Source organism: Mycobacterium sp. 134 (genome assembly GCF_048282715.1).
GTDB lineage: Bacteria > Actinomycetota > Actinomycetes > Mycobacteriales > Mycobacteriaceae > Mycobacterium > Mycobacterium septicum.
Genome location: NZ_JBLVUN010000008.1, coordinates 1174808 through 1196284, shown reverse-complemented (window position 1 = coordinate 1196284; position 21477 = coordinate 1174808). Strand labels below are relative to the sequence as shown.

Annotated in this window: 19 protein-coding genes; 10 read left to right on the top strand and 9 right to left on the bottom strand. The window is 66.5% G+C overall.

The window, feature by feature from the left end; genetic code table 11:
- The first annotated feature begins 72 nt into the window (after positions 1–72).
- The gene (gene hchA, locus ACNQVK_RS10470; protein WP_418029464.1) at positions 73–957 is read left to right on the top strand and encodes a glyoxalase III HchA; all 885 of its coding nucleotides are present in this window, start codon (positions 73–75) and stop codon (positions 955–957) included.
- 12 nt (positions 958–969) lie between these two features.
- Here hchA and ACNQVK_RS10465 read toward each other — a convergent pair whose 3' ends face one another.
- Positions 970–1479, bottom strand: coding sequence for a DinB family protein (locus ACNQVK_RS10465; protein ID WP_418029463.1), 510 nt, complete (start codon positions 1477–1479; stop codon positions 970–972).
- Between the two features lie 139 nt (positions 1480–1618).
- On the opposite strand from ACNQVK_RS10465, the gene ACNQVK_RS10460 reads away from it, so the two are divergent.
- The 6 genes from ACNQVK_RS10460 (at position 1619) to ACNQVK_RS10435 (ending at position 8527) form a co-directional block, all read left to right on the top strand.
- Positions 1619–2080 carry an SRPBCC family protein gene (locus tag ACNQVK_RS10460; protein WP_418034094.1) on the top strand — a complete coding sequence of 154 codons (462 nt, stop codon included), beginning with the start codon at positions 1619–1621 and terminating at the stop codon, positions 2078–2080.
- 222 nt (positions 2081–2302) lie between these two features.
- Complete coding sequence (locus ACNQVK_RS10455) at positions 2303–4471, top strand: hypothetical protein (RefSeq protein WP_418029462.1); 2169 nt, start codon at positions 2303–2305, stop codon at positions 4469–4471.
- 67 nt (positions 4472–4538) lie between these two features.
- Positions 4539–5363, top strand: coding sequence for a class I SAM-dependent methyltransferase (locus tag ACNQVK_RS10450; protein ID WP_418029461.1), 825 nt, complete (start codon positions 4539–4541; stop codon positions 5361–5363).
- Complete coding sequence (locus ACNQVK_RS10445) at positions 5353–6249, top strand: alpha/beta fold hydrolase (RefSeq protein WP_418029460.1); 897 nt, start codon at positions 5353–5355, stop codon at positions 6247–6249. The genes ACNQVK_RS10450 and ACNQVK_RS10445 overlap by 11 nt, the downstream gene beginning before the upstream one ends.
- Positions 6250–6365: 116 nt before the next feature.
- Entirely contained in the window at positions 6366–7067 is a 702-nt protein-coding gene (locus tag ACNQVK_RS10440; protein ID WP_418029459.1) for a TetR/AcrR family transcriptional regulator, read from the top strand.
- Positions 7068–7078: 11 nt separating this feature from the next.
- Positions 7079–8527: a PPE family protein gene (locus ACNQVK_RS10435; RefSeq protein ID WP_418034092.1), complete on the top strand. Its 1449-nt coding sequence runs from the start codon at positions 7079–7081 to the stop codon at positions 8525–8527.
- 3 nt (positions 8528–8530) lie between these two features.
- Here ACNQVK_RS10435 and ACNQVK_RS10430 read toward each other — a convergent pair whose 3' ends face one another.
- Complete coding sequence (locus ACNQVK_RS10430) at positions 8531–9328, bottom strand: alpha/beta fold hydrolase (RefSeq protein ID WP_418029458.1); 798 nt, start codon at positions 9326–9328, stop codon at positions 8531–8533.
- A gap of 142 nt (positions 9329–9470) precedes the next feature.
- Here ACNQVK_RS10430 and ACNQVK_RS10425 point away from each other — a divergent pair, with 142 nt between their 5' ends.
- Positions 9471–10040, top strand: a complete 570-nt coding sequence (locus ACNQVK_RS10425; RefSeq protein WP_418029457.1) for a TetR/AcrR family transcriptional regulator — start codon at positions 9471–9473, stop codon at positions 10038–10040.
- A gap of 15 nt (positions 10041–10055) precedes the next feature.
- Here the strand turns inward: ACNQVK_RS10425 and ACNQVK_RS10420 are convergent, their stop codons facing one another.
- From ACNQVK_RS10420 to ACNQVK_RS10395, 6 genes are read right to left on the bottom strand one after another with little or no spacing between them, the layout of a single operon-like run.
- The gene (locus tag ACNQVK_RS10420; protein WP_418029456.1) at positions 10056–11204 is read right to left on the bottom strand and encodes a glycosyltransferase; all 1149 of its coding nucleotides are present in this window, start codon (positions 11202–11204) and stop codon (positions 10056–10058) included.
- Between the two features lie 11 nt (positions 11205–11215).
- Positions 11216–11794 carry a YdcF family protein gene (locus ACNQVK_RS10415; protein WP_418029455.1) on the bottom strand — a complete coding sequence of 193 codons (579 nt, stop codon included), beginning with the start codon at positions 11792–11794 and terminating at the stop codon, positions 11216–11218.
- Complete coding sequence (locus tag ACNQVK_RS10410) at positions 11784–12785, bottom strand: CgeB family protein (protein WP_418029454.1); 1002 nt, start codon at positions 12783–12785, stop codon at positions 11784–11786. The genes ACNQVK_RS10415 and ACNQVK_RS10410 overlap by 11 nt, the downstream gene beginning before the upstream one ends.
- A complete protein-coding gene (locus ACNQVK_RS10405; RefSeq protein ID WP_418034090.1) occupies positions 12760–14028 on the bottom strand; it encodes a lipopolysaccharide biosynthesis protein in 1269 nt (422 codons plus the stop codon). Before ACNQVK_RS10405 ends, ACNQVK_RS10410 begins: the two co-directional genes overlap by 26 nt.
- 46 nt (positions 14029–14074) lie before the next feature.
- Positions 14075–15286, bottom strand: coding sequence for a glycosyltransferase family 4 protein (locus ACNQVK_RS10400; protein WP_418029453.1), 1212 nt, complete (start codon positions 15284–15286; stop codon positions 14075–14077).
- Entirely contained in the window at positions 15283–16353 is a 1071-nt protein-coding gene (locus ACNQVK_RS10395; protein ID WP_418029452.1) for a glycosyltransferase family 4 protein, read from the bottom strand. Before ACNQVK_RS10395 ends, ACNQVK_RS10400 begins: the two co-directional genes overlap by 4 nt.
- Before the next feature lie 894 nt (positions 16354–17247).
- Here ACNQVK_RS10395 and ACNQVK_RS10390 point away from each other — a divergent pair.
- Positions 17248–18675, top strand: coding sequence for an exopolysaccharide biosynthesis polyprenyl glycosylphosphotransferase (locus ACNQVK_RS10390; protein WP_418029451.1), 1428 nt, complete (start codon positions 17248–17250; stop codon positions 18673–18675).
- Between the two features lie 32 nt (positions 18676–18707).
- The gene (locus ACNQVK_RS10385) at positions 18708–20009 is read left to right on the top strand and encodes a hypothetical protein (protein ID WP_418029450.1); all 1302 of its coding nucleotides are present in this window, start codon (positions 18708–18710) and stop codon (positions 20007–20009) included.
- On the opposite strand, the gene ACNQVK_RS10380 is transcribed toward ACNQVK_RS10385, so the two are convergent.
- Positions 19948–21303, bottom strand: a complete 1356-nt coding sequence (locus tag ACNQVK_RS10380) for an NtaA/DmoA family FMN-dependent monooxygenase (protein ID WP_418029449.1) — start codon at positions 21301–21303, stop codon at positions 19948–19950. The two genes, ACNQVK_RS10385 and ACNQVK_RS10380, sit on opposite strands and share 62 nt — an antisense overlap.
- Between the last annotated feature and the right edge of the window lie 174 nt (positions 21304–21477).

Here is a 21477-nt window from a genome sequence, read left to right as displayed (position 1 = left end):
CGTATGGCCCGAGCCCAACCCGGGTATCACTGACCTCAACCACACGATCCGGCGCAAAGGATGGTGAACGAGATGTCACAGGATGCGGACAACCTCAGCAAGGCGCCCACCCCCGATCAGGCCGAGGACAACGCCTTCTTCCCGTCGCCCTACTCGTTGAGTCAGTACACCTCACCCAAGACCGACTTCGCCGGCGTCGAACACAAAGGCGCCTACACCGAGGGCCGGTGGAAGGTGCTGATGATCGCCGCCGAAGAGCGATATGTGCTGTGCCAGAACGGAAAGATGTTCTCCACCGGCAACCATCCGGTGGAGATGCTGCTACCGCTGCACCATCTGATGGAGACCGGGTTCGACGTCGACGTCGCGACCGTCTCCGGGTACCCGGCCAAGCTGGAGTTGTGGGCCATGCCCCACCAGGACCAGGCCGTGACCTCGACCTACGAGTCCCTCAAACCCAAGCTCAAGCAGCCGCACAGGCTGTCCGATGTGGTCGCGGAACTCAAGCCGGGCTCCGATTACCTCGCGGTCTTCATTCCCGGCGGTCACGGTGCCGTCGTCGGACTGCCCGGCAGCGAAGCGGTGGGCCGGACGCTGAACTGGGCCCTGGACCACGGCCGGTTCATCGTCACCCTGTGCCACGGTCCGGCGGCGCTGCTGGCCGCCGGCCTCGGCAGGGCGCAGTCGCCGTTGTCCGGATACTCGGTGTGCGTGTTCCCCGACTCGCTCGACGAGGGGCCGAACATCGAGATCGGCTACCTGCCCGGGCGCCTGCAGTGGCTCGTCGCCGACCTGCTGGCCAAGCAAGGGCTCACCATAGTCAACGACAAGATGGCCGGCACCGTGCATCAAGACCGCCGGCTGCTCACGGGCGACAGCCCGCTGGCGTCCGACGCGCTGGGCAAGCTGGCCGTCAACTGCCTGCTCGATGCGCTCGGGGTGGAGCGACAGGCCTGATCCGCGGCGGCCTCAGACCCCGGCCTGCCCGTCAATGCGTTCCCGGATCAGATCCGCATGCCCGCAGTGGCGGGCGTACTCGGCGATCATGTGCGTATAGATCCAGCGCAAGCTGACCTCGCCGCCCATGAAGGCCGCGGTGTCATCGAGCCCGCGCGCCGCGGAGTTGATACGCGCCTGCTCGACCTCGCCCTGCCAGATTCGCGTGGCGACGGCGAATGACGGCTCAGCGGACACCTCGAAACCACCATCATGTCCGTCGGGATTCCGCGGCCCGAAGATCGCAGGCGCGTCCTCACCGGTGAGCACTCTGCGGAACCAGTTCCGCTCCACCTCCGCCGCGTGCTGCACCAGACCCTGCAGGCTCAACCCGGACGGCGGCACCGAAGCCGAACGCAGCTGTTCGTCATCCAGGCCGTCACATTTGAGCGCCAACGTGGCGCGATAGAAGTCCAGCCAGCTCTCCAGCGTCGTGCGCTCATCGGCATTCATCGGCGGCCTCGGCCGCTGCGTCGACGTCATGGTCTGTGATGCTGCCATCGCCCCCGGACATCGCTCCCGCGATGGGCTACAGACGGCTCGGCCGCGGGGGATCCGTAGTCCCTTGTCCACGCGGGTGTTACGTTGGCGCCATTGCCCTGAGGAGGCGTACGCCATGTCCATGGAAGGCTCGGTGACCGTGCGCATGTCCGCGCCGGCGGACCGTATCTGGAACCTGATCGCCGATGTGCGCAACACCGGGAAGTTCTCGCCGGAGGTGATGGAAGCCGAGTGGCTCCGCGGCGCCACCGGCCCCGCCTTGGGCGCGCGGTTCCGCGGACACGTCAAGCGCAACGAGATCGGGCCCATCTACTGGACGACCTGCGAGGTGACAGCCTGCGATCCCGGGCGTGAGTTCGGCTTCGCCGTTCTGGCGGGCGGCCGGGCGGTCAACAACTGGCACTACCGCCTGGAGCCGGCCGGCTCCGAGACCGACGTCACCGAATCGTTCCGGATGACACCGGGCGCCTTCGCCTCCGTGTTCTCACTCCTCGGCGGGCAACTCCGCACCCGCCGCAACGTCCGCGACATGCGCAAGACCCTCGAACGGATCAAGGCGGTCGTGGAGACCGGCGAGCAATAGCCGGAAACACCGCCTGCCTGTGAATCCCTGTGCGACAGCTATGGGTTGATGAGAATTCCCCCTGGGGCGCTGGAGGCCATGGTGCCTCCGTTTGGAATTTAGTTATGCTTAATATTGCTTAGGCATACATAGCGGGCGTCGATCATCGACGCCCGAGCATCTGGAAATCACGCGGTCGGGAGTGATGTGACCAGGTCACTGGTCGTCATCAAGGAGGTCGACATGACTGCACTCATCCCCCCACCCGTCGACCTGAGGTCGCTACAACCCGCCGAGCCGCTGCCCCGGCGACGCAGGTTCATCCCCCGGTCACGCCGAGGCAAGACTGCCATCGCCGGCGGATTGGTAGTGCTACTCGTCGCCGGACTGCTCGGTGCGACGTATACGACCTCGCCGGGAGGCACCTTGTGGGGCGCGCAAAAGGCGATCTTCCCCGAGCACGCGCAAGACGTTGCCTTGACCGCTGTGGTCGACGACCTGAAGAAGGCACAAGACATCCTCGGGAGCGGGCAGCAGCCCACACCCGATCAGCTGACCGACGCCCGCACCGCGCTCAATCAAGCCAAGCAGGACCTGGACTACCTGTCGCCGTCACCTGAGCGAACCAGTCTGCAGAATCTCTATCTCCAACTGACACAACAACTTCTGCAGTACACACCCGATACGGTGCTACAACTCGCGCCACTGCCCGCCCCGCCTCCGGCGCCACCGGCCGCCGACCCTACCGACCCGCAGCAGGACGCTGTGGCACTGACCAGCGCGACCGCGCCCACGTGGGGATACGGCGCGCCCGACGACTACGTCCCGGCCCCGCCCGGTGTTCCAGATTCCCCGCTGGCCGATTGGCCGCAGCCCATCGATCCCCCGGTGACGCCCAACCTGAACAACCTGGGCTACTACGACCCGTCCTGGGGCCAGCTCTACGGCTATAACCCAGGCGGTTGGTACAACTACGACCTCAGCGGATACAACCAATACGGCTACGACTTCATCGGCTTCGACCGGTGGGGATATGACCGCTGGGGCTACGACCGGTGGGGATACGACCGCTGGGGCTACAACTGGGCCGGCTACAACTGGGCGGGCTACGACCGCCATGGCTGGGACCGCAACGGCTGCAATGAATGGGGTCAGCGTCGCGATCGCCCGGGTGACCCACGCAGGCAGGACTGGTACGACCGCCACCACCCGTACCACCAGTACTACCAATGGAAGTTCCATGTCCACGATCCGGTGTACCGGCGCACGCAGTGGGACAGAGCCCACGGCTTCAACCCGGATCGGTACCAGGATTGGAACCGGAACCGGGATTGGCGCAATCCGCGCAACCGCGATTGGGCGCCGCCGGCGGCACCGGTGCGCACCACGGTCGACATCCACGTCTCGTCCCCCGTGGTGAACCTGAATGCCTCACTGACACAGTTCATCTCCAACGACAAGGCGACCCGCGCCTCCGGGCCGCTGATGAAGGCTCTCGCAGACAAGTCCGCACGTAGCTTCGCCAAGGACCTCACCCCGCGGCCCCACCCCCTCACCGGCCCGCCGCTGGAGTCGGCGCTACGCAAGCAATCCGACACAGTCACCACGAGCCACGAGGCATCAGCTCCACCACCGGCATTGACCGCACCGGAGCCGGCAACTGCGCCGTCAAAGGTGTCACCCGGGTTCAGGGCGCCCAAACTCGACCCGGTGCCCGCCTACACACCGCCGGCTGTCGACAAGCCGCGCGACAAGCCGGAGACTGCACCGGCACCGGAGGCGGGCCTGGATCCTTCCCCGCGGCTACCGGCGACACCGCCGCGCGCTGACCGGCCGAACCCCGGCGCAGCGTCGCCAGACCAACCGGGACCGGCGAGCTCACCCGACCCCGCACTCGATCGCCCCCACGAGGCCCCGGCGCCGCGCCAGACCGCGCCTGATCCGCAGGCACCGGCACAAGAAGCGCCCGCAGCCCCAGAGGCACCGAGACAACAGGAGCCTCCTCGGCAGCGAAATGCGCCGGAAGAGCCTCCGCTGCAGCGTGATCCGGCCCCCAAGGCCCAGGTTCCCGAGTCCGCGGCGCCGGCTCCCAAGACTCAGGCCCCCGAGCCCGCGGCGCCGGTGTGGCAGGAACCCACGCCGGAGCGCGAGGCCCCGGCCCCCAAGGAGGCCCCGGCTCCCAGGTACCAGGCCCCTGAGCGCCAGGCCCCCGTATGGCAAGAGCCTGCCCAGCAGGCGCCTCCGCAAGAAGCGCCCGCCCGGCAACGACCTCCTCGGGAGGCGCCCGCTCGCCAGGAGCCGCCGGCCCGCGAGGCCCCGGCCCCGCGGCAAGCTCCCGCGCCACGTTCGGAACCCGCGTCACCGAAGGGGCCGAAGTGTCCACCTCCGATGTGTTCGGGGCGCGGTAACTGACGGCCCGCGTCCCGGAGGTGAATTCGGGGCCCGCCGCTACGAATCTAGTTAGGGTAACCTAACTAACATGGGCAAGATCGAGCCGGACCTCGGCACCGTGCAGGAGACTCTGCTCATCCCGCTGTTCGGCAGGGCGAATGACGCCACGTCACGCCACCCCATACTCGACGACAGGCGCGCGGTCGAGCTCGTCAACGCCATCGAGTACGACTTCACCCGGTTCAAAGGGATGTCCCTGCCCGGGTCGGTCCTTCGAACCGCGATCTTCGACGGCTGGGTGCAACGATTCCTCGACGCCCACCCCGCCGGCACGGTTGTCGAACTCGGGACCGGATTGAACACCCGGTTCGACCGGCTCGACAACGGGGAGCTGCACTGGTTCGACATCGACCTGCCGGACTCGATTGCCTTGCGGCAACGGTTCTTCAGCAACCAGGACCGCTACACCATGCTTGCGGGTTCGATCCTGGGCACCGATTGGTTCGACGAGGTGGCCGCCTCGCCACCCCCCTACCTGTTCATCAGCGAAGCGGTTCTCGTCTACCTGACCGAAGAGCAGGTGCGCACGGTGATCACCCAACTCACCGACCGTTTCGCGGGTTCGCAGATCACCTTCGACACCGGTGGCGCGATGATGATGCGAAACCAAGATCGCAACGGGGTGATGAGATCGGTGGCCGCTCGGATGCAGTGGGTCTGCGAGGACCCACACGAGCTGCAGGACTGGGGAATGCGACTGATCGAAACCCGCACGTTCGCTCAGCCGCAGCCCGAGGTGGGCAAGAAATGGCCGATGCGCTATCGGTACGGCATGCCGCTGGCGGCCAGGCTCGTCCCGGCCGTCGTCAACGGCTACAAGCTCAACCTGTTTCGGCTCGGCCATGGCCGCTGAGACTACGGCGGCACACACCCAGGGTGTCGCGGTCTGGGTGCCCACACGCGACAACCGTCGCCTGTACGCGCAGGTGCTGCCCGGCCCTGGATCTGATAGTTCCTCTGCCGCAGTGATATTCGAGGGCGGAGCCGGCTCAACACGCTCCTATTGGGCCGGGGTGCAGCTGCTGGTCGCGCCCGTCGCCCGCACGATCGTCTACGACCGCGCCGGCCTCGGCCGCTCGGAACGCGACCCCGTGGGCCGCACGCTCGACCGGATGGCCGACGATCTCGTCGATCTGATCGACCATTTCGGCCCCGGCCCGTTCATCCTCGTCGGCCACAGCGGGGGCGGCCCCATCGTCCGGCTCGCCGCGTCGCGGCGACCGGCCCTGGTCGCCGGACTCGTTCTGGTGGACCCGATCGACGAAGCGGCCGAGGTGATCTTCAGTGCGAAGTTCCGCCGCAACGAGCGGGTAGCCGTGCGCGTCGGCAAGGTCCTCGCCCGGCTCGGCCTGCTCCGCCTTCTGTATGGCTCGTTGCTGGCGGCTGCACCCGCCGACGACGTTCGCGATGACTTGCGCCGCGAAGCGTTCACCCCTGGGGTATTGGAGACGCACCGACGCCAGGCCAGCACCTACCTCGACGAGGTAGAAGCGTGGAAGAGCGCACCGCCGGATACCGGGGACCTACCGGTGACGGTGATCTCCGGCGGCCTGGCGCTGGCCAGTGACGGCATGGGCGGGGAGGTCCGGGCTCAAGCGAACGCAGCACACAGCCACCGCGCAGCGCAATCGACCGACGGTCGACACGTCATCGCCCAACACTCGGGACACACCATTCCGCTCACCGAACCCCAGGTCATCGCCGACGAGATCGCGCGTCTGGCCGCCACCCGCTTCTGAAGAGACCACTAGCCCGCCCCTCGGGCAATTCGTAGCTCCCCACGCCCAGCCCTGGTCGGCTAACCTCACGCCTAATTAGTGAAGCACCATCACAAATGCGTGAACAGGAGTTACGCGTGCCAGGATCCTCGCGGCCGGTAGGCCGGCCCAGCTTGATCACCCGGGAAGACATCGTGCGCGCCGGCTGCGAACTCGGGATGAACCAGCTTCGGATCAGCGCGGTGGCCAGTGCACTCGGCGTGTCCACCGCAGCGCTGTACCGCCACGTCGAGGGGCGCTGGGAGCTTGAGCGACTCGTCGGCGAGCGGTTGTTGGACAATCTGCGTGTCGTCGACGACCCCCAGCACGACGCGGCCGCCTTCCTGGTGTCGTTCGCGGTCCAGTTACGCAGATTCGTCGCCGACCATCCGGGCCTGGCCTCCTACATGCTGGTGCTGTTCCCGCGTGGCGAAAGCAGCGCGCGACTGATCAGCGATCAGGTGGCCGCGCTCGTACGACGCGGCCACTCGACGGACGCCGCCGTGACGATCCTGGGGGCGATCGCCAGGCTGACGCTCAGCCTCGTCGCCGCCGACGAACAGCGCAACGCCGTCAATGACGACGCCGCCTTCCTGTCCGAGCACCAAGCCGCCCACCAGGTGCTGGCCGGATTGGGCGATCTCGGATCCGCCTACGAACGTCGATGGGTACTCACCGACGACGAGTACTTCACGCTGTTGATCACCACCGTGGTGCGCGGCGTGGCCTCGGCAGCGCTACCCGGCAAGCCATTGAACGAGGTGGTGGCCGACATGCACGAAGAGCGGGATCGGCGGTGACGCCCATCTGGATGGCGTTGCCGCCCGAAGTGCATTCGACGCTGCTGAGCAGCGGGCCCGGGCCGGGCGCCTTGCTCGCCGCTGCCGGCGCCTGGGAGGCGCTGAGCAGCGAGTATGCGGAGGCCGCAACAGAACTCGCCGCCGTGCTGGCCAACCTGCAGGCCGGAGGTTGGGAAGGTCCCAGCGCGGAGCGCTACCTCGCGGCCCACGTACCCTATCTGGCGTGGCTAGCGCAGGCCAGCGCGAACGGAGCGGCTGCTGCCGCACAACACGAGGCGGCCGCCGCCGCGTACACCAGTGCCCTTGCGGAGATGCCCCCGCCGGCCGAGCTGGCGGCCAACCACGTCACGCATGCAGCGCTGGTGGGGACGAATTTCTTTGGGATCAACACCATTCCGATCGCGCTCAACGAAGCCGACTACGTGCGCATGTGGATCCAGGCCGCCACCACCATGGGCCTGTACCAGGCCCAATCGGCCGTCGCACTCGATGCGGTACCCACCACTGAGGCGGCACCCGCGATCCTGGCCCCGGGCGGCGTAGCCGGCGGGGCGAACGTGACCGCCCTCGCCGCCCAGGCGTCGGCCGCCGAGTCAGGGTCTGCTCTCGACAGCAGCGACGGCGACACCGGTGCGATCGACGGCTTTCCCTTCCTGGGGGAAGCGATCAAGGCCCTGCAGGATTTCATCACCAACCCAACGCCGGAATCCCTTCTCGCCCTGCTCGTCAACGGCGGCCTCTTTGCCGCCTACGAATCCTTGAATGTTCCGATCTACCTGGCCCTGACGAGTCCGCTCTGGGGTGCCGGGCTCGGTTTGGGCTTGGCGTCAATAGGATTCGCCCTGCCCGTCGGCACCGATGCGCCCGCGGTCGATCAACCCGAACACCAAGAACAACCCGGTGGTCCGCCGCTGCGCTCGGATGACCGGCATCAGTCGCTGCCACTCGCCGGAATCTCTTCTTCCGCAGTCGGTTCCGCTCCCGCGGCACCGTCCTCGGCACCTGCGACGGCATCGGCCGCGGTGCCGACCGCACCCGCGGCAGCCCTGCCCTACGCGGTGCTCACCACCCCGGATGAGCCGCCCGGGAAGGGTTTCAGCCCGACTGCCAAAGACGGCTCCCAGGCACGGGTACCGGCAGCCGGGATCGCCGTGGCAGCATCGACAAGTGCGCACGCACGGGCCCGGCGCCGTCGACGCGGACGCCTCAAGAACCCGGCACCGCGATACATGGACATGAACTTCACCGTCGAACCCGAACCTGCCGAACCGCCGGCCGGCCCTTCACAGCACGAGGTGACATCGTCCACACAGGGCACCACGCGATTGGGTTTCGCCGGGACAAACCCCGCATCGACGAGCGCGGCCGGACTTGTCGAGCAGAAGGCGCCGTCATCTGTCGGCGGCGCGATCAATATGCCCTTGCTGCCGAACACCTGGAATGCCGATCAGCAGGGTTGACCGTCACGGCTGACGCTCACTGACATCGGCCAGGAACGGCGCGACGATCGCGAGGAATCCGTCGGGGTCTGAGGAGAACGGCACGTGACCGGTGGGCAGGGATTCCAGCCTGGCACCCGGTATCGCGGCCGCGGTGGCACGGCCCAACCTCATCGGGATGGCAGTGTCTTTTGATCCCCAGACGACCAGGCACGGCACGGTGATGCGTTCCGCCTGCGGGCGCAGGTTGTGTTCGGGCGACGCGAAACTGCGCCACATCGACGCGGCGATCGCGACGCCATCGCGGGTACGGGCGCGGGTCAGCTCGCGCTCCTCGATGGCGCGGTCGTTGTCACTCGCCGCCTTCATGTAGCTCGGAATGAACCGTGGCAGTATCCGTTTCATCACTGCCGGCCTGCCCAGTAACCGCGCGTAGAAGTTACTGGCCGGGCCGGCTACGAAGCCGCCGGAATTGACCAGCACAAGCCGCGAAACCCGGTCCGGATCAGTGATCGCCAACCGGGCCGCGGCAAAACCGCCGACGGAGTTTCCGATGAAGGCAGCGGGCGGCAGGTCGAGTGCGGTGACCACGTCGACAAGCACATCGGCGAAGGAAGCTGCCGTCGGCCGGTAGTCCGGCGCCGGAGCCGGTGAGTCACCGTGACCCGGCCAGTCGACCGCGATGACGCGGTGATCGCGACAAAGGCTCGGCGCGATCGCGTCGAAGTCGTGGCGGTCATGCAACGTCGCATGCAGCAATACGACGACCGGCCCGTCCCCGGTATCGCTGTAGGCGACCTTCCCCGCGGGTGTGTCCACCATGCCGACCATCGCAGTTCCCTTCGTTGACTGACTGGTCAGTCAACGATAGCCTTGCGAGAGTCCCCTTTCAAGGAGTCGCCGATGAACACAACCAGCCCTCATCACGCACAGCCGCCGGCGGACCCGCGACTAGAGTGACCCCGTGACCTCGACGCCACCCGCCCCGCCGGGGCGTCGCAAAGAGGCGGCGGCCAGAACCCGCGAAGGGCTGATCGACGCCGGCCTGCAACTCGCCGAGCAGACCGGCCTCACCGGCTTGAGCATCGACCTCATCGTCAAGCACGCGGGAGTGGCCAAGGGCACGTTCTTTCACCACTTCGGTGACCGCGCCTCGTATCTCCTTGCGCTGCATCGTGAATTCCACGAGCGCCTGGCCGCCCAGCTGCAAGCCGCCGTCGCCGGCCTACCGCCCGGCCGCGACCGCCTCATCACCGGCGCGACCACCTGGCTCGACGGCTGCCTGCGCGATCGTGGTGTGCGCGCCCTGCTGCTCGAAGCCCGCGCGGAGCCGGCGGTAACGGACGAGATCAGGCACCGCAACCATGCCAACGCCGAGCTGTGCCAGTCCGATTTCACCGCACTCGGACGACCGCATCCCTATGAGAGCGCGCAGTTGTGGGTCGGCATCGTCGCCGAAGCCGCCCTCATCGAACATCAGGCAGCAAAAGCACTTCCGGCTGTCCGCGAGTCCCTTGAGCAATTCGTGAACTGACCCCGGTGAAGGCGATCAGGCACGGGCAGTGACACCCAGCACCGCGTCGGCGATCCTGGCCCGGAAGGCCTCCGGCGAGAACGTCGCGGCGTGGTCGGCGATGACGTGTGGGCGGTAGTCGGCAGGATCGAAATCGCTCATCACCGAAGCAAAGCGGTCGATGACATCCGCATCGGGGCCCGGCGGTATGTGTTCACCCGTCACGCCGGGCAGCACGGTGTCGAGCGCCCCTCCCACACCGAGTGCCAGCACCGGTGTGCCGCAGGCCATCGCCTCGACCGGGACGATCCCGAAGTCTTCCACGCCCGGCATCAACAGTGCCCGGCATCGGCGGTACATATCTTGTAGAACCTCATCGGAGGCGGCGCCCAGGAAGGTGGTCTCCGGCCCGGCGATAGTCTCGAGTTCCTCCCGAAATCGCCCCTCTCCCAAGATGACCAGCCGATTTCCGGAGCGTTGGGCAGCGCGGATGGCGAGGTCCGGCCGCTTGTAGGGCACAAGCCGGCCGGCGAACAGGTAGAAGTCCTCGCGGGGTGCCGACGGCTCGGGGGTGAAGCGGTCGGTGCGCACCGGTGGATGGACGACGCTCGACGGCAGGCCCCACCAATCCCGGATCCGCGCCGCGACGGCCTGCGAGTTGGCGATCACATACGACAACCGCGGGGCTGCCCGAAGTTCACCTCGTCGTGCCAGACCACCGAGGGCCGACAGGGCGAACCGCCCGGCCCGGCTGGCCATTTCATGGTCGCGGAACGTCCGGTCCCAGGCCCACCGGGCCGGGCTGTGCACGTAGGCGACAACGGGGGCGTCGGTGGCCAGCGCCGCCTGGGTCGCAAAGGCGTGATGACTGACCAGGACGACGTCGACGTCATCGCGCAGCGGCAACCCGCGAAAGGCCTTCGGCATCAAGGGAAGCAGCGGAGCGTGCGATGCTCGTCGGGTCGCGGAGTAGATCCGGTCGAGCCACGTCCCGGAAATGGATGTTTCGGTGTCGGCCTCGCTCCGGCCTGCCGCGTGCATCACCTTCTGCCGGCATGCGGGTTCGGTGATCGGCACGAAAACCTCTGCATCGGACCAGGTCTTCATGAACTCGGCGACCACGAGCTCGGAGCCGCCGAACTCGGTGAAGCGCTCGTGGACGATGGCCACGCGCGGTGATGACATGGGTATTTCTCCTAGCATCCAGGGGTCAGGAGGGCCTTCAGGTAGCCGCCCGACTGGCGGATGTACATCCACGACCAGAAGGTGAGCCCGGAATCCGCCGGGCTGGCGACCATGGTGATGTCCCCGTCGAAGCACTTGCCGACGATGTAGCGAGCGCGCGAAACATGGGGGGTGTAAGTGATGACGATGATGTGCCGCCATCCGTATTTGTCTGCGTCGGCGCGGATCTCGTACGCCTCGCCCTCGGTGGTCCACGGGTCGGGGATGAAGCACTTCACGGTGAAGTCGAAGTGTCCCTGGCAGTACTTGTCCATCTTGCGGTCGTCGGCACCGGTCGACTGCGAGATCAACAGGTACGGGGCGTATCCCTGCTGGGCCAGGTCCAACCCGAGGTCGAAACGCTCATATGGGGTGCCGCCCAGAACCACGATGGCATCGGCATGGCGCAAGGGGTCGGTTTGCGGATGCTGGTACACCTTCCAGCCGAGGCCGATCAGGCCCGCGAGCATCGCGCAGACCACCGCCATCGCCACCCAGACCCGTGTCCGCCCGCGCGGCTTGTCAGCTGTCACTTCAGGTTCAGAGATCATCGACGATCTCCCTTGCCCGGTCCACATACCGATGCGCTCCCCCGGTCACCCGCCGGTGTCCGGCCGCGGCGATCAGCTTGGCCTGCCCTGGGTCCCTGGCACAGCGCTGCACAATGTCGCGAAGTTCCTCTTCACCGGAGAACAGCAGGCATTCGGCGCCCTCGGCGAGCAGCTCGGCGTGCTCGTCAGTACGTTCGCCGACGAAAAGGCCGCCGGTCGCGGGTATCTCGAAGGTTCGGCAGGTGTGGGTATCGCGGTTGTCGGAGTTGAGCAGAACCAGGTTCGCGGTGATCGACGACACGGCTGCGGCGAAGTGATCGCCGTAGACCGCGCCGCCGACGGTGGCACCGGTGGCCCGCAGTGCCGGACTACGCCGCCAGCCCGGTCCGCGAACCAGCAGCTTCTGGCCATGTTCCTTTCCGAGTCGGGTGATGAGCCCGGCACGGTCGGGGCGCTGGGCCCCGACGAACCCAACGAGGTATTGCCGCCCACCGCGTTTGGCGCACGGACGGTGCCACGCCGGGTCATAGGCACTGCGGACGAACTTCACCCGGCGCGCGCCCCTGGCCTGCAACTCGGGCACGTTGTGCCGTTTGGTGGTGACGACGAGGTCCCAATCGGCCTCGTGAGCCAGATAGTCGGGCGTGGTGTTGTACGGGTTGCCGACGTCGTCGGGGCTGTAGTGCACGCGCACCGGTGCCGGGACACTGAGCAGCCGCTCCTGGTCCAGATGAATCCCCTTGAAGGCGAACAACATGTCGGGCTTGAATTCCAGTGCCGCAGCTTCGATCTGCCGATGCGCATCGGCAAGCGGCCACGGGGCGCGGTTGCCTGCCGCCTTCGAGTAGACCCATGACGGCGAGAGCCGCGGAGGCAGGGTGACCGGCGTGGTGTCGATCACGACCACGTCGTGCCCAGCTTGCCGGAATCCGTCGGCCAGTGAGCGCGCGTTGCTGCCCACCCAGTCATCGCCGATGTACAGGATCTTCATCGCAGGCACTCCCTTCTGTTGTCAGGACGGGCCGCTGCTCCCGGCGGACCAGGTGTCGCATCCGAGCCAGATACCAGCAGGCGACGCCGAATTCGGCGCCGATCGTGCCGCCGATGAGGGCCCACACCGAGTGGGTCCAGGAGGCGGTGAGCAGACCTGCGGCCGACGCGGCGGTGCCAACGATCGATGCGACGAGAATGCCGTGGGTGTCCTGCCGGACGGGAAGCAGCGCGGTGCTGATGTACGAGCTGACCGTGCTGGCCGGCAGGATGATCAGCTCGGCCCGCAGCAGGCTCACGGCCGGCGCGAATTCGCTGCCGAAGATGACGTGAACGATCGGCGCCGCACACACCCACAGGACGGTCGCGGCGAACGCTGCCACCGCGACACTGGCCCACAGCCCCCGCACGCCGTGCCGCCAGAACTGTTCGTGACCGCCGCGGCGTGCCATGCGTGGCAACAGGACCAGGCCGATCATGTCGAGCAGCGACTGCATCGCCCGCACCAGCCGGTCACCCGCCGAGTAGAGCCCCAGAGAGACGGCGTCCAGCAGGCCCGAATAGACCGCAGGTGCGCCCTGCCCGTATCCGGTGGTCAACACCCGGGAAGTCACGATCGGCCAGCTCGTGCGCAGGATCTGGCCCGGTGCCTGCGGCCGGATCACGGGACCGAAGTGCCGGTGGCTGTCCCACCACGTGCCGGCGACGGTCAGGATGGAGGAGACCAGCAGACACCACATCGCCGTCGTCGCGTGGCGGGAATGCGGCAGCAGCGCGATCAGCAGCACCAGATAGACGATCCGGCCGCTGCCCTGATACAGCGCCGACGCGACGAAGCGCCCCTGCCCGATGAGCAGCCAGTCGTCGGAGGTGGACCAGAGGCCGCCGGCGAACAATCCGAGCAGGATCATGTGGACATGTGGCGGCACCCCGGCCAGCCAGCCCGCGGTGTATACCAACCCCAGCACCGTGAGGGTGATCAGGCGCAGCGCCAGGTAATCCGCACGGAGCTGCTGGAGTTTCTGTGGGGCATCGCGCAACTCCGGCACCCGGGCGGCCAGAAAAGGTGTCATGCCGAGATCGACAAGGATCGAGCCGAAGAAGTAGGCCGCCATTCCGACAGCCAGCAGGCCCATCCCCGCCGGACCCAGGATTCGGGCCAGCAGCGGCACCGTGATCAAGGTCGTCAGGTACTGCCCGTACTTGCCGAACACGACGGCGCCGAAATCCCTGGCCAGCCGCATCAGCCGCGGGGCCAGGGGGTACTGCTCGACACGCTCTCGAATGGCTCTATGCACAGTGCCGGCTCCTCGCCGGGTTCCACGCGGCCAGGACGTCCGAGAGGAAGCTCGCCACGGTTCGTGCGGAATCGGCGACGTCGAACTGCTGGGCCCGCAACTGGCCGGCGTCGGCCAGACGGGTTCGCAACTGCGGATCGGCGATGAGCCGGTCCAGCGCGGCGGTCAGGCCGGCGGTGTCGCCGGCGTCGACGAGGAGGCCGTTGACGCCGGGTTCGACGGTCTCGGCCGGGCCGCCGGGTCGGGTGGCGATCACCGCGCACCCCGCATGCAGCCCCTCCACGACCACTTGCCCGAAGGGTTCGGCGATCACCGAGCAGTGCACCAGAATGTCTGCGTCGAACAGTATCTCGGTGGGGTCGTCGACATGCCCGGTGAAGATCACGGGAAGGTCCAGTTCCCTTGCCAGGCCCGCCACTTCCTCCTGGAACGGTTCCTCACCGAAGAACGTGCCGCCCACCAGGTACACCTCGCGCGGCCGAATCGTCGTCCCCGACAATGCCCGGAGGAACACATCCTGACCCTTCCACGGTGTCACCCGCCCGACGAGGGCGATGACGGTGTCCGGGCCGGGTCGCTGAGGCTGCCGCTGCCCGTCCATTGGCCGGCTGAAATCGAGACCCGGATAGGCGACCACTGCCCGGCGACGCCACTTGAGCAGGGTGCCTGCCGTCGACCGGCTGTTGGCGATGTAGCCCGTCGTCACCATCCAACCGAGCAGTCTGATCACGAAAGCCAGTGCACGGCCGAAGTATTCGGCTGAGACACGGTCGTGTACATGCCAGATCAGCGGGATCCGAGCCCTGGTGGCGGCCACAGCCGACATGATGAGTGCCTTCGTGCTGCCGGCCACCAGGATGTCCGCACCGAGGTCGCGCGCGGTGGCCCCGAGCGACCAGCCGACGCGCACCAGCGTCGCGGCGCCGGCGAGGCGCCGGAACCACCCGGAGCCGTGGATGGTCATGCCGCGGCTGTCAAAGTCGTTGGCCAGCACTGAGGTCGGAATGCCGCGCGCACGCATCCTGTCGGCCATGGGCCCGTCTTCGGTGAAGATGGCCGACGGTTGGACCACGGGCTCGCCGCCGGCCGCCGGCACCTGCGATGCCCGCAATGCCGTCAGCAGTCGCAACGTCGCCAGCTCCGCCCCGGACGGGGCTGCGGTGTGCGCGACGAAGGCCGCCCGGATCGGCTGCTGTTCGGTCATGCGACCAACTCGGAATACAACGAGAGATGACGCTGCGCCGCGGCGGTCCAGGAGAAGGACTCGGCGTGCGTACGACAGCTCAGCGGGCTGGGCAGGGCACCGTCGAGTGCCGAGACCAGACGTGCTGCAAGCGCTTCGGTGTTGTCCGCGGGCACGATCAGGGATGGGTCCAGCCCCCGGACTGCGTCGGGTAGGCCTCCGCAGTCGGTCACCACAGCCGGTCGGCCCGCTGCCAAGGACTCGAGGGCGATCAGGCCGAAGCCCTCCAACGTGATCGTCGGTACGACCGTCAGCTCGGCGAGCGAGTACCACCGGGTCAAGGCCGAATCGTCGATGCAACCGAGGAATTCGACGCTGTGGTCGAGCCCGGCCGACACCACCTGCCGGCGAAGCTCGTTCTCCGCAGTGCCGGTTCCCACGATGACGAGGCGAGCGTCGGGGTGGCCGGCCACGACGGTCGGCCAGGCCTCGATGAGGCGATGAATTCCCATGCGGTGTTCGAGCCGCCGCACACACAGCACGATTCGCTGGTCGCCGGGCGGGCCCGCCTCGACCGACGGATTGAACCGGTCGAGATCGACACCCGGCGGGATGACCTCGATGCGGTCTGCGGGGATCCGGTAGTCATCGACGAGCACGTCGCGAAAGTGGCTCGACAGCACGACGAATCGTTGCGCTCCGGCGTATCGGATCCGCTCGACCAGAAATTTGGCGCGGGCATGCAGTTCGGTGGCGCCGGCGAACCTGCTCTCCGCTGCCCACGGGCCGTGGAAGTGCACGACCAGGCGATGGTGGCCACCACCACCGACGGCGGCCGGGCCGTACAAGCAGAAGTGGCGATCGATGATGCCGGGCTGTTGCAGCCCCGACCGGTCGCTGAACGCGGCGGCCACGCGTGACCACGTCGAACCACCCACGGCTCCCCAGGACCGACCACCGATCGGGGGCTCGCCGAAGGCGGCGGCTGAGAGATCGATGTCGTCTCGGGCGCGCAGCGCGGCGAACAGATCGGTGAAATACCGATTCAGCCCTCCCGGCAGCGCGGTGAACCACTCCGATCCGGTCATGTGCACTCTGGTGGAAACCACTATCTGAGCCTTTGCTGTGTGACGGCTGGACGACACCGCTTACCTGGCACCTCAAGCCGGACCCGGCCGGTGACGCTGGTACGGAGACCGGGTGGCGGAGCCGACGACCTACGTTCGCCCCGCGCGGGCAACGATGACGAGGTACCGCAGCCGGCCACGGCGCCGCGAACGAGGGCGCCTCGATTGCTACCGCCCTCCGCAGGGCGTCTTGCCAAACGAATAAGTTTCTCCTGAGAAATTGATTTCATCACCGAGATACAAACGTTATATGCGGTACCGGGTCGCGTTCGGTACGGACCCTCCCAGGTTCAGGGTTTATGCTGCCCAACCCTCTGACGTCGGCCTGATCAGAAAGTCACGTTACCTGAAACATCCGCCAGAAGTTCTCGCCCGAAACGGATCCCAGATCGGCATTCCGGCCCCGCAACTCGATACATACCCGATATACCGCCAGGTCACGCCTGCCATCGCCGACACCGGAGAAGCGAGCGTGCGGGACTTCATCACAGGTGTTCTACCTGCAGATTTGATGCCGACACCCGCGGCGGGTCGACACCCGAGGCGCGGAGGCAGGGTTTGCATCCGCGCACAGCAGATGGCATAACTTGAAGAAGCACCTTGTCCGCGGTCATTGCATATTGCGTCAAGGACGAACGCCATTGAATGCAGTGACCCATATCACTTCGGTCCGTTTATCACTGCACACAGAACACGACCAGAAAGCGAATTGAACCGGGATTTTTGCAGGTCATCGAGGTAAATCATCCGCTATGGCTACGGACGTATCGAACGGGGTCGAATACACCGATGGTAGTGAGAACTGTCACCAGCGAAGACACCAGCAAAAGAATTGGGCAGGACGCCGGTCCACGCATGAGCAGGTTGGTATCGCTGTACCGCCGATGGACGGTGATGGCCGACCTGGTCATCATCTCTTTGAGCTCGATCGCCGCCCTGCTTGTGGTCCGGAAGTGGTTGCCAGAGGTAATGAGTCTGAGTGACCGGCATGTGCTGACCTTGGTCTTGGTCGCGCTGGCCTGGTTTGCTGCACTGTCGATCCGGAACGTGGCGCCCGAGAACGTGCTGCGCACCCACGTGCATGAACTGCAGATGGTCGTCGGCGTGACGGTGCCGTTGTTCGGCGTCGTGGTCGCCGCCTACATCGTCCAGCACTTCATCCCGCACATGCACGGGGTCTTGTACTTCGATGGCATGGACCTGCGGCATCTCGCCGTCGCTATCCCGCTGGGAGTCGTCGGCACCGTCGGCGCTCGATACCTCCTACTGCAACGGGTCAAGGGCGCTTCCGGGGGCAGGACCCCGGTGTTGTTGGCCGGCGGTCACGAAGCCGTGCAGGCCATGGCCACCGCGATCCGGTACTACCGACGCGACAGGTTCGAGATCGTCGGCGCCTGCACCGCGGGGGCTCCCGGGCGCGTCGGGCAGGAAATCGGAATCGGTGACCAGAAAGTTCCGGTGGTCGGCGATGAGCGCTACATCCTTGAGGCGGCACGGAAGACCGGGGCGCAGCTGGTCGCCGCGTCGTCAACCGACCGTCTCGGACCCGAAGAGTTGGGTGACCTGGCAACAGATCTCGAGCGTGCCGATGTCGACCTGGCCGTCGCCATCGAGACTCCCGACGCGACCGACCCTTCCGCGCGCATGCTGATCCTCGAGATCCTGGCTCCGGGCTATCGCCGCGCCCGCTCGATGTCGAAAAGGGTCTTCGACATCGTCTTCGCCGCGGTGGCCATCGCCGCCACCGCACCGGCGATGGCCGTGATCGCCGCGGCCATCAAGCTGACCAGTCCGGGTCCGGTCTTCTACATCTCCGAGCGGATCGGTTTGAACGGCGTGCCTTTCCGGATGGTCAAGTTCCGAAGCATGCACACCGGAGCTGACCGTGACACTGCCGGGATGATCGCGTCGACAGACAGCACTCCGGTCTTTTTCAAGGTGAAGTCAGACCCGCGGGTCACTCCGGTCGGAGCGTTCATTCGCAAGTACAGCCTCGATGAACTGCCGCAGTTCTTCAACGTGCTGGGGGGCACCATGAGCGTTGTCGGCCCCAGACCGCAGGTTCAGCGCGAGGTCGATGCGTACGACGCGACCATGCGGCGCCGGCTGCTGGTGAAGCCCGGCGTAACCGGTCAATGGCAGGTGAGTGGCCGATCGAACTTGTCGCCCGCCGAGTCGATCAGGCACGACGTGTCCTACGTCAACAACTGCTCGATACGCCTCGACGTGAGCATCGTCGCCAAGACGGTTCGCGCGGTGGTGCGCGGCGAGGGCGCCTACTGACCTCGGTCGACCTGGCGAGACGGGAAATACGGGTGAACACTGCGAAAGTCGCTGCGAGCGAGGGATTCATTTCCCGCTGCGACAGATGCCTGCGGTCGCCGGAGTCGCTGACCGCGGCAACCGGCGGGCTGTATGTGATCGCGGCGATGCTCACCGGGCTGGCAGTACTGGGCAAAGCACCACTGATCGGGGAGATCGTTCCGGCACCGGCCGGCGTCATCTACCTGTTGTGCGCTGCAAGCTGTCTGATGCCGCTGCTGTACCGGCAGTTCCTCAGGGTGTCGCGGGTCCTGGCGGTGCCGATCGTCCTGGCGGTGTGGCTGGTTGCACTCGTGGTGCAATCCCGTCTGCTGAGCCATCTGCACAGCCAGGGGCGCGGCACCGACCAAGGTGACTGCATCACGGTAGGTGCCGGACAGCTGTTTCACGGATCATGGCCATACGACCGCGATCTGATGTGGAGTCACAACCCGATGAGCTGCGGTCCGGGATGGCTGGTGGCGCACGCGCCTTCGCTCGTCTTCGGCTATCCGGCGACCATGGCCGCCCTGTTCACCTGTGCCGTCGTGGTGATACGCCTCGTCCGCGGCTTCGATGCCGCCGCCAAATTCATTGTCCTGCTGGCGATCACGCCTGGATTCTGGTTGTCGTACGCAAACGGGAACGACTTCGTCACGTTCGGGGTGGTGGTCGTCGCGGTGGCAGCGCTCGCCACGGCGAATCGGCCGATGCAACGCTGGGTGGCTGCGGTCGGCGCTGTCGTCCTGGCCCAGTTCCGCCTGCCCTTCGTCCTCCTGCCTGCGGCGATACCGCTCAACGGTCCGCACGCCGGTCAACGGGGTCGATACTCGCGCCCGCTCGCGGCGATCGCGTGTGTGGTGAGTCTCGGCATGTACGGCGTCTTTCAGTGGTGGCAACCCGATCTGATGTTGAGCGACGGCCCGTTGCACGTGCTGGAGAAGTCGGTGAATCTGGTCGGATTTCCAGGAGGCCGAATCGCCGTCATCGTGGCGTTCGTGATCCTGACCGCCATCGTCGCCGCGATCTCGCTGCGCTTCCACGGGAACTACTCCGCCCTCGCCTACGTCACGCTGACTCTCGTCCCGTTGTCAGCGGCCAGCTTGGTCTCCACGATCCGGGCACAGCACGGCGTGATCGATGTTCTCGGGCACTGGGAAGGCGTGTCCTGGCTGACCGCGGTCGCAGCGGTCGCCGCCGGAATCGTGGCCCACGCGAGTACGGATGCCACCGATTCCGACTCGCCGGTTCGCTTCAGCCGAAGCGGTATTGGGCGGCCGGATGTTCGGTGGGCAGGCGATCTCCCTGGCCGGTGAGCCTGTTGCGGTAGGTCCCCAGGGGATAGCCCTGCTTGCAGACGCCACGGCTACGCAGCTCGGGGATGACGTGTTCGGTGAAATCCGCATACGTTCCAGGGGTGGTCGCCGCTATGAGGTTGAAACCGTCCAAATCGGTTGCATCAACCCAGGACTGGAGTTCGTCGGCGACCGTGGCCGGTGAGCCGATGATGACTTCGGCGCCCAGTCCGATCGATGCCGTGACCGACAGGTCGCGGATGGTCCACTCCGAGCCGTCCGGCTTCTCCCGGATGAAGAACTCGATCGGGAGCTCGATCTTGCCGCGCAGCTCCTCCACGGGCATGTCCCAGTCGAACTGGGTGAGGTCCAGCGCCATCACGGTGGATACGAAGAACCGGCCGCCCTCCTCATCTGCGTAACGGGTGTATTCCCGGTACTTCTCCTGGGCGAGTTCATCAGTGGCGGCGGCGATGACGAGTACGGCGGCGAAGCACTTCACGCTCCGGGGGTCGCGCCCGAACGCCGCGGCCTTCTGCCGGACGTTGGCCACGTGCATGGCCACAACTTCTCGCGGGAGGCTGCCGATGAGGATCGCTTCGGCGTGCTTGGAGGCGAAATCACGTCCGTGTTCGGAGACGCCCGCCTGGAAGAGCACGGGCGTACGTTGCGGTGACGGCGCGCATTGGTGCAGGCATTGGAGCTGGTAGTGCGGGCCTTCGTGATTGATGTCGACAATCCGTTCCGTGCGGGTATGGACGCCCGAGTCGTGGTCGCGGACCACGGCGTCGTCGGCCCAGGATCCTTCCCACAGCCGGTAACACACCTCGGCGTACTCGTCGGCGTGCTGATACCGGTCGGCGCTGCCCGCCTCGCCGGCGACCCCCTTGTCCTCGGTGAAGAAGGCCGAGCTGGTGACGATGTTCCAGCCGATCCGACCCTTGGTGAGATGGTCAAGCGTGGACATGCGCCGCGCGAACAGGAATGGGTGCTCGTAGCCGACGTTGCCGGTCACCACGAAGCCGAGATTGTCGGTCACGGCGGCCATCGCCGAGATCGCCGCAAAAGGGTCGCCTGCCGGTACGCCCACGCCGCTACGCAGTCCCGCTTCCCTCCCGTCCAGATTTGGCGCTGCCAGCACATCAGCGAGGAAGAGGCTGTCGATGCCGCCTCGCTCAAGGACTTTGGCGAGCTCGACCCAGTAGGAGATGTCAGTACAGTTGGCGGACTGGTCTTCTGGGTGTCGCCACAGCCCTGGTGCGTAGTTCGCGACGCCGAAGCTACTGAATGCGTTGAACAGAATTTCCCTGGCCATCCGACCATCCCCTATGTGTCGTCTTCGCTGCCTCCTCCGCGGGCAGCGCTCGGTACCACACATCGCAATTTAGGTCAGGAGCAACAAGATTGGGGATCCTCCTCGTGGCGATCCAGGGAGCTATGTGTTCAAACCGCCACTTATCAGCAGGTCACGGGTGTTACCGAGAGTCGA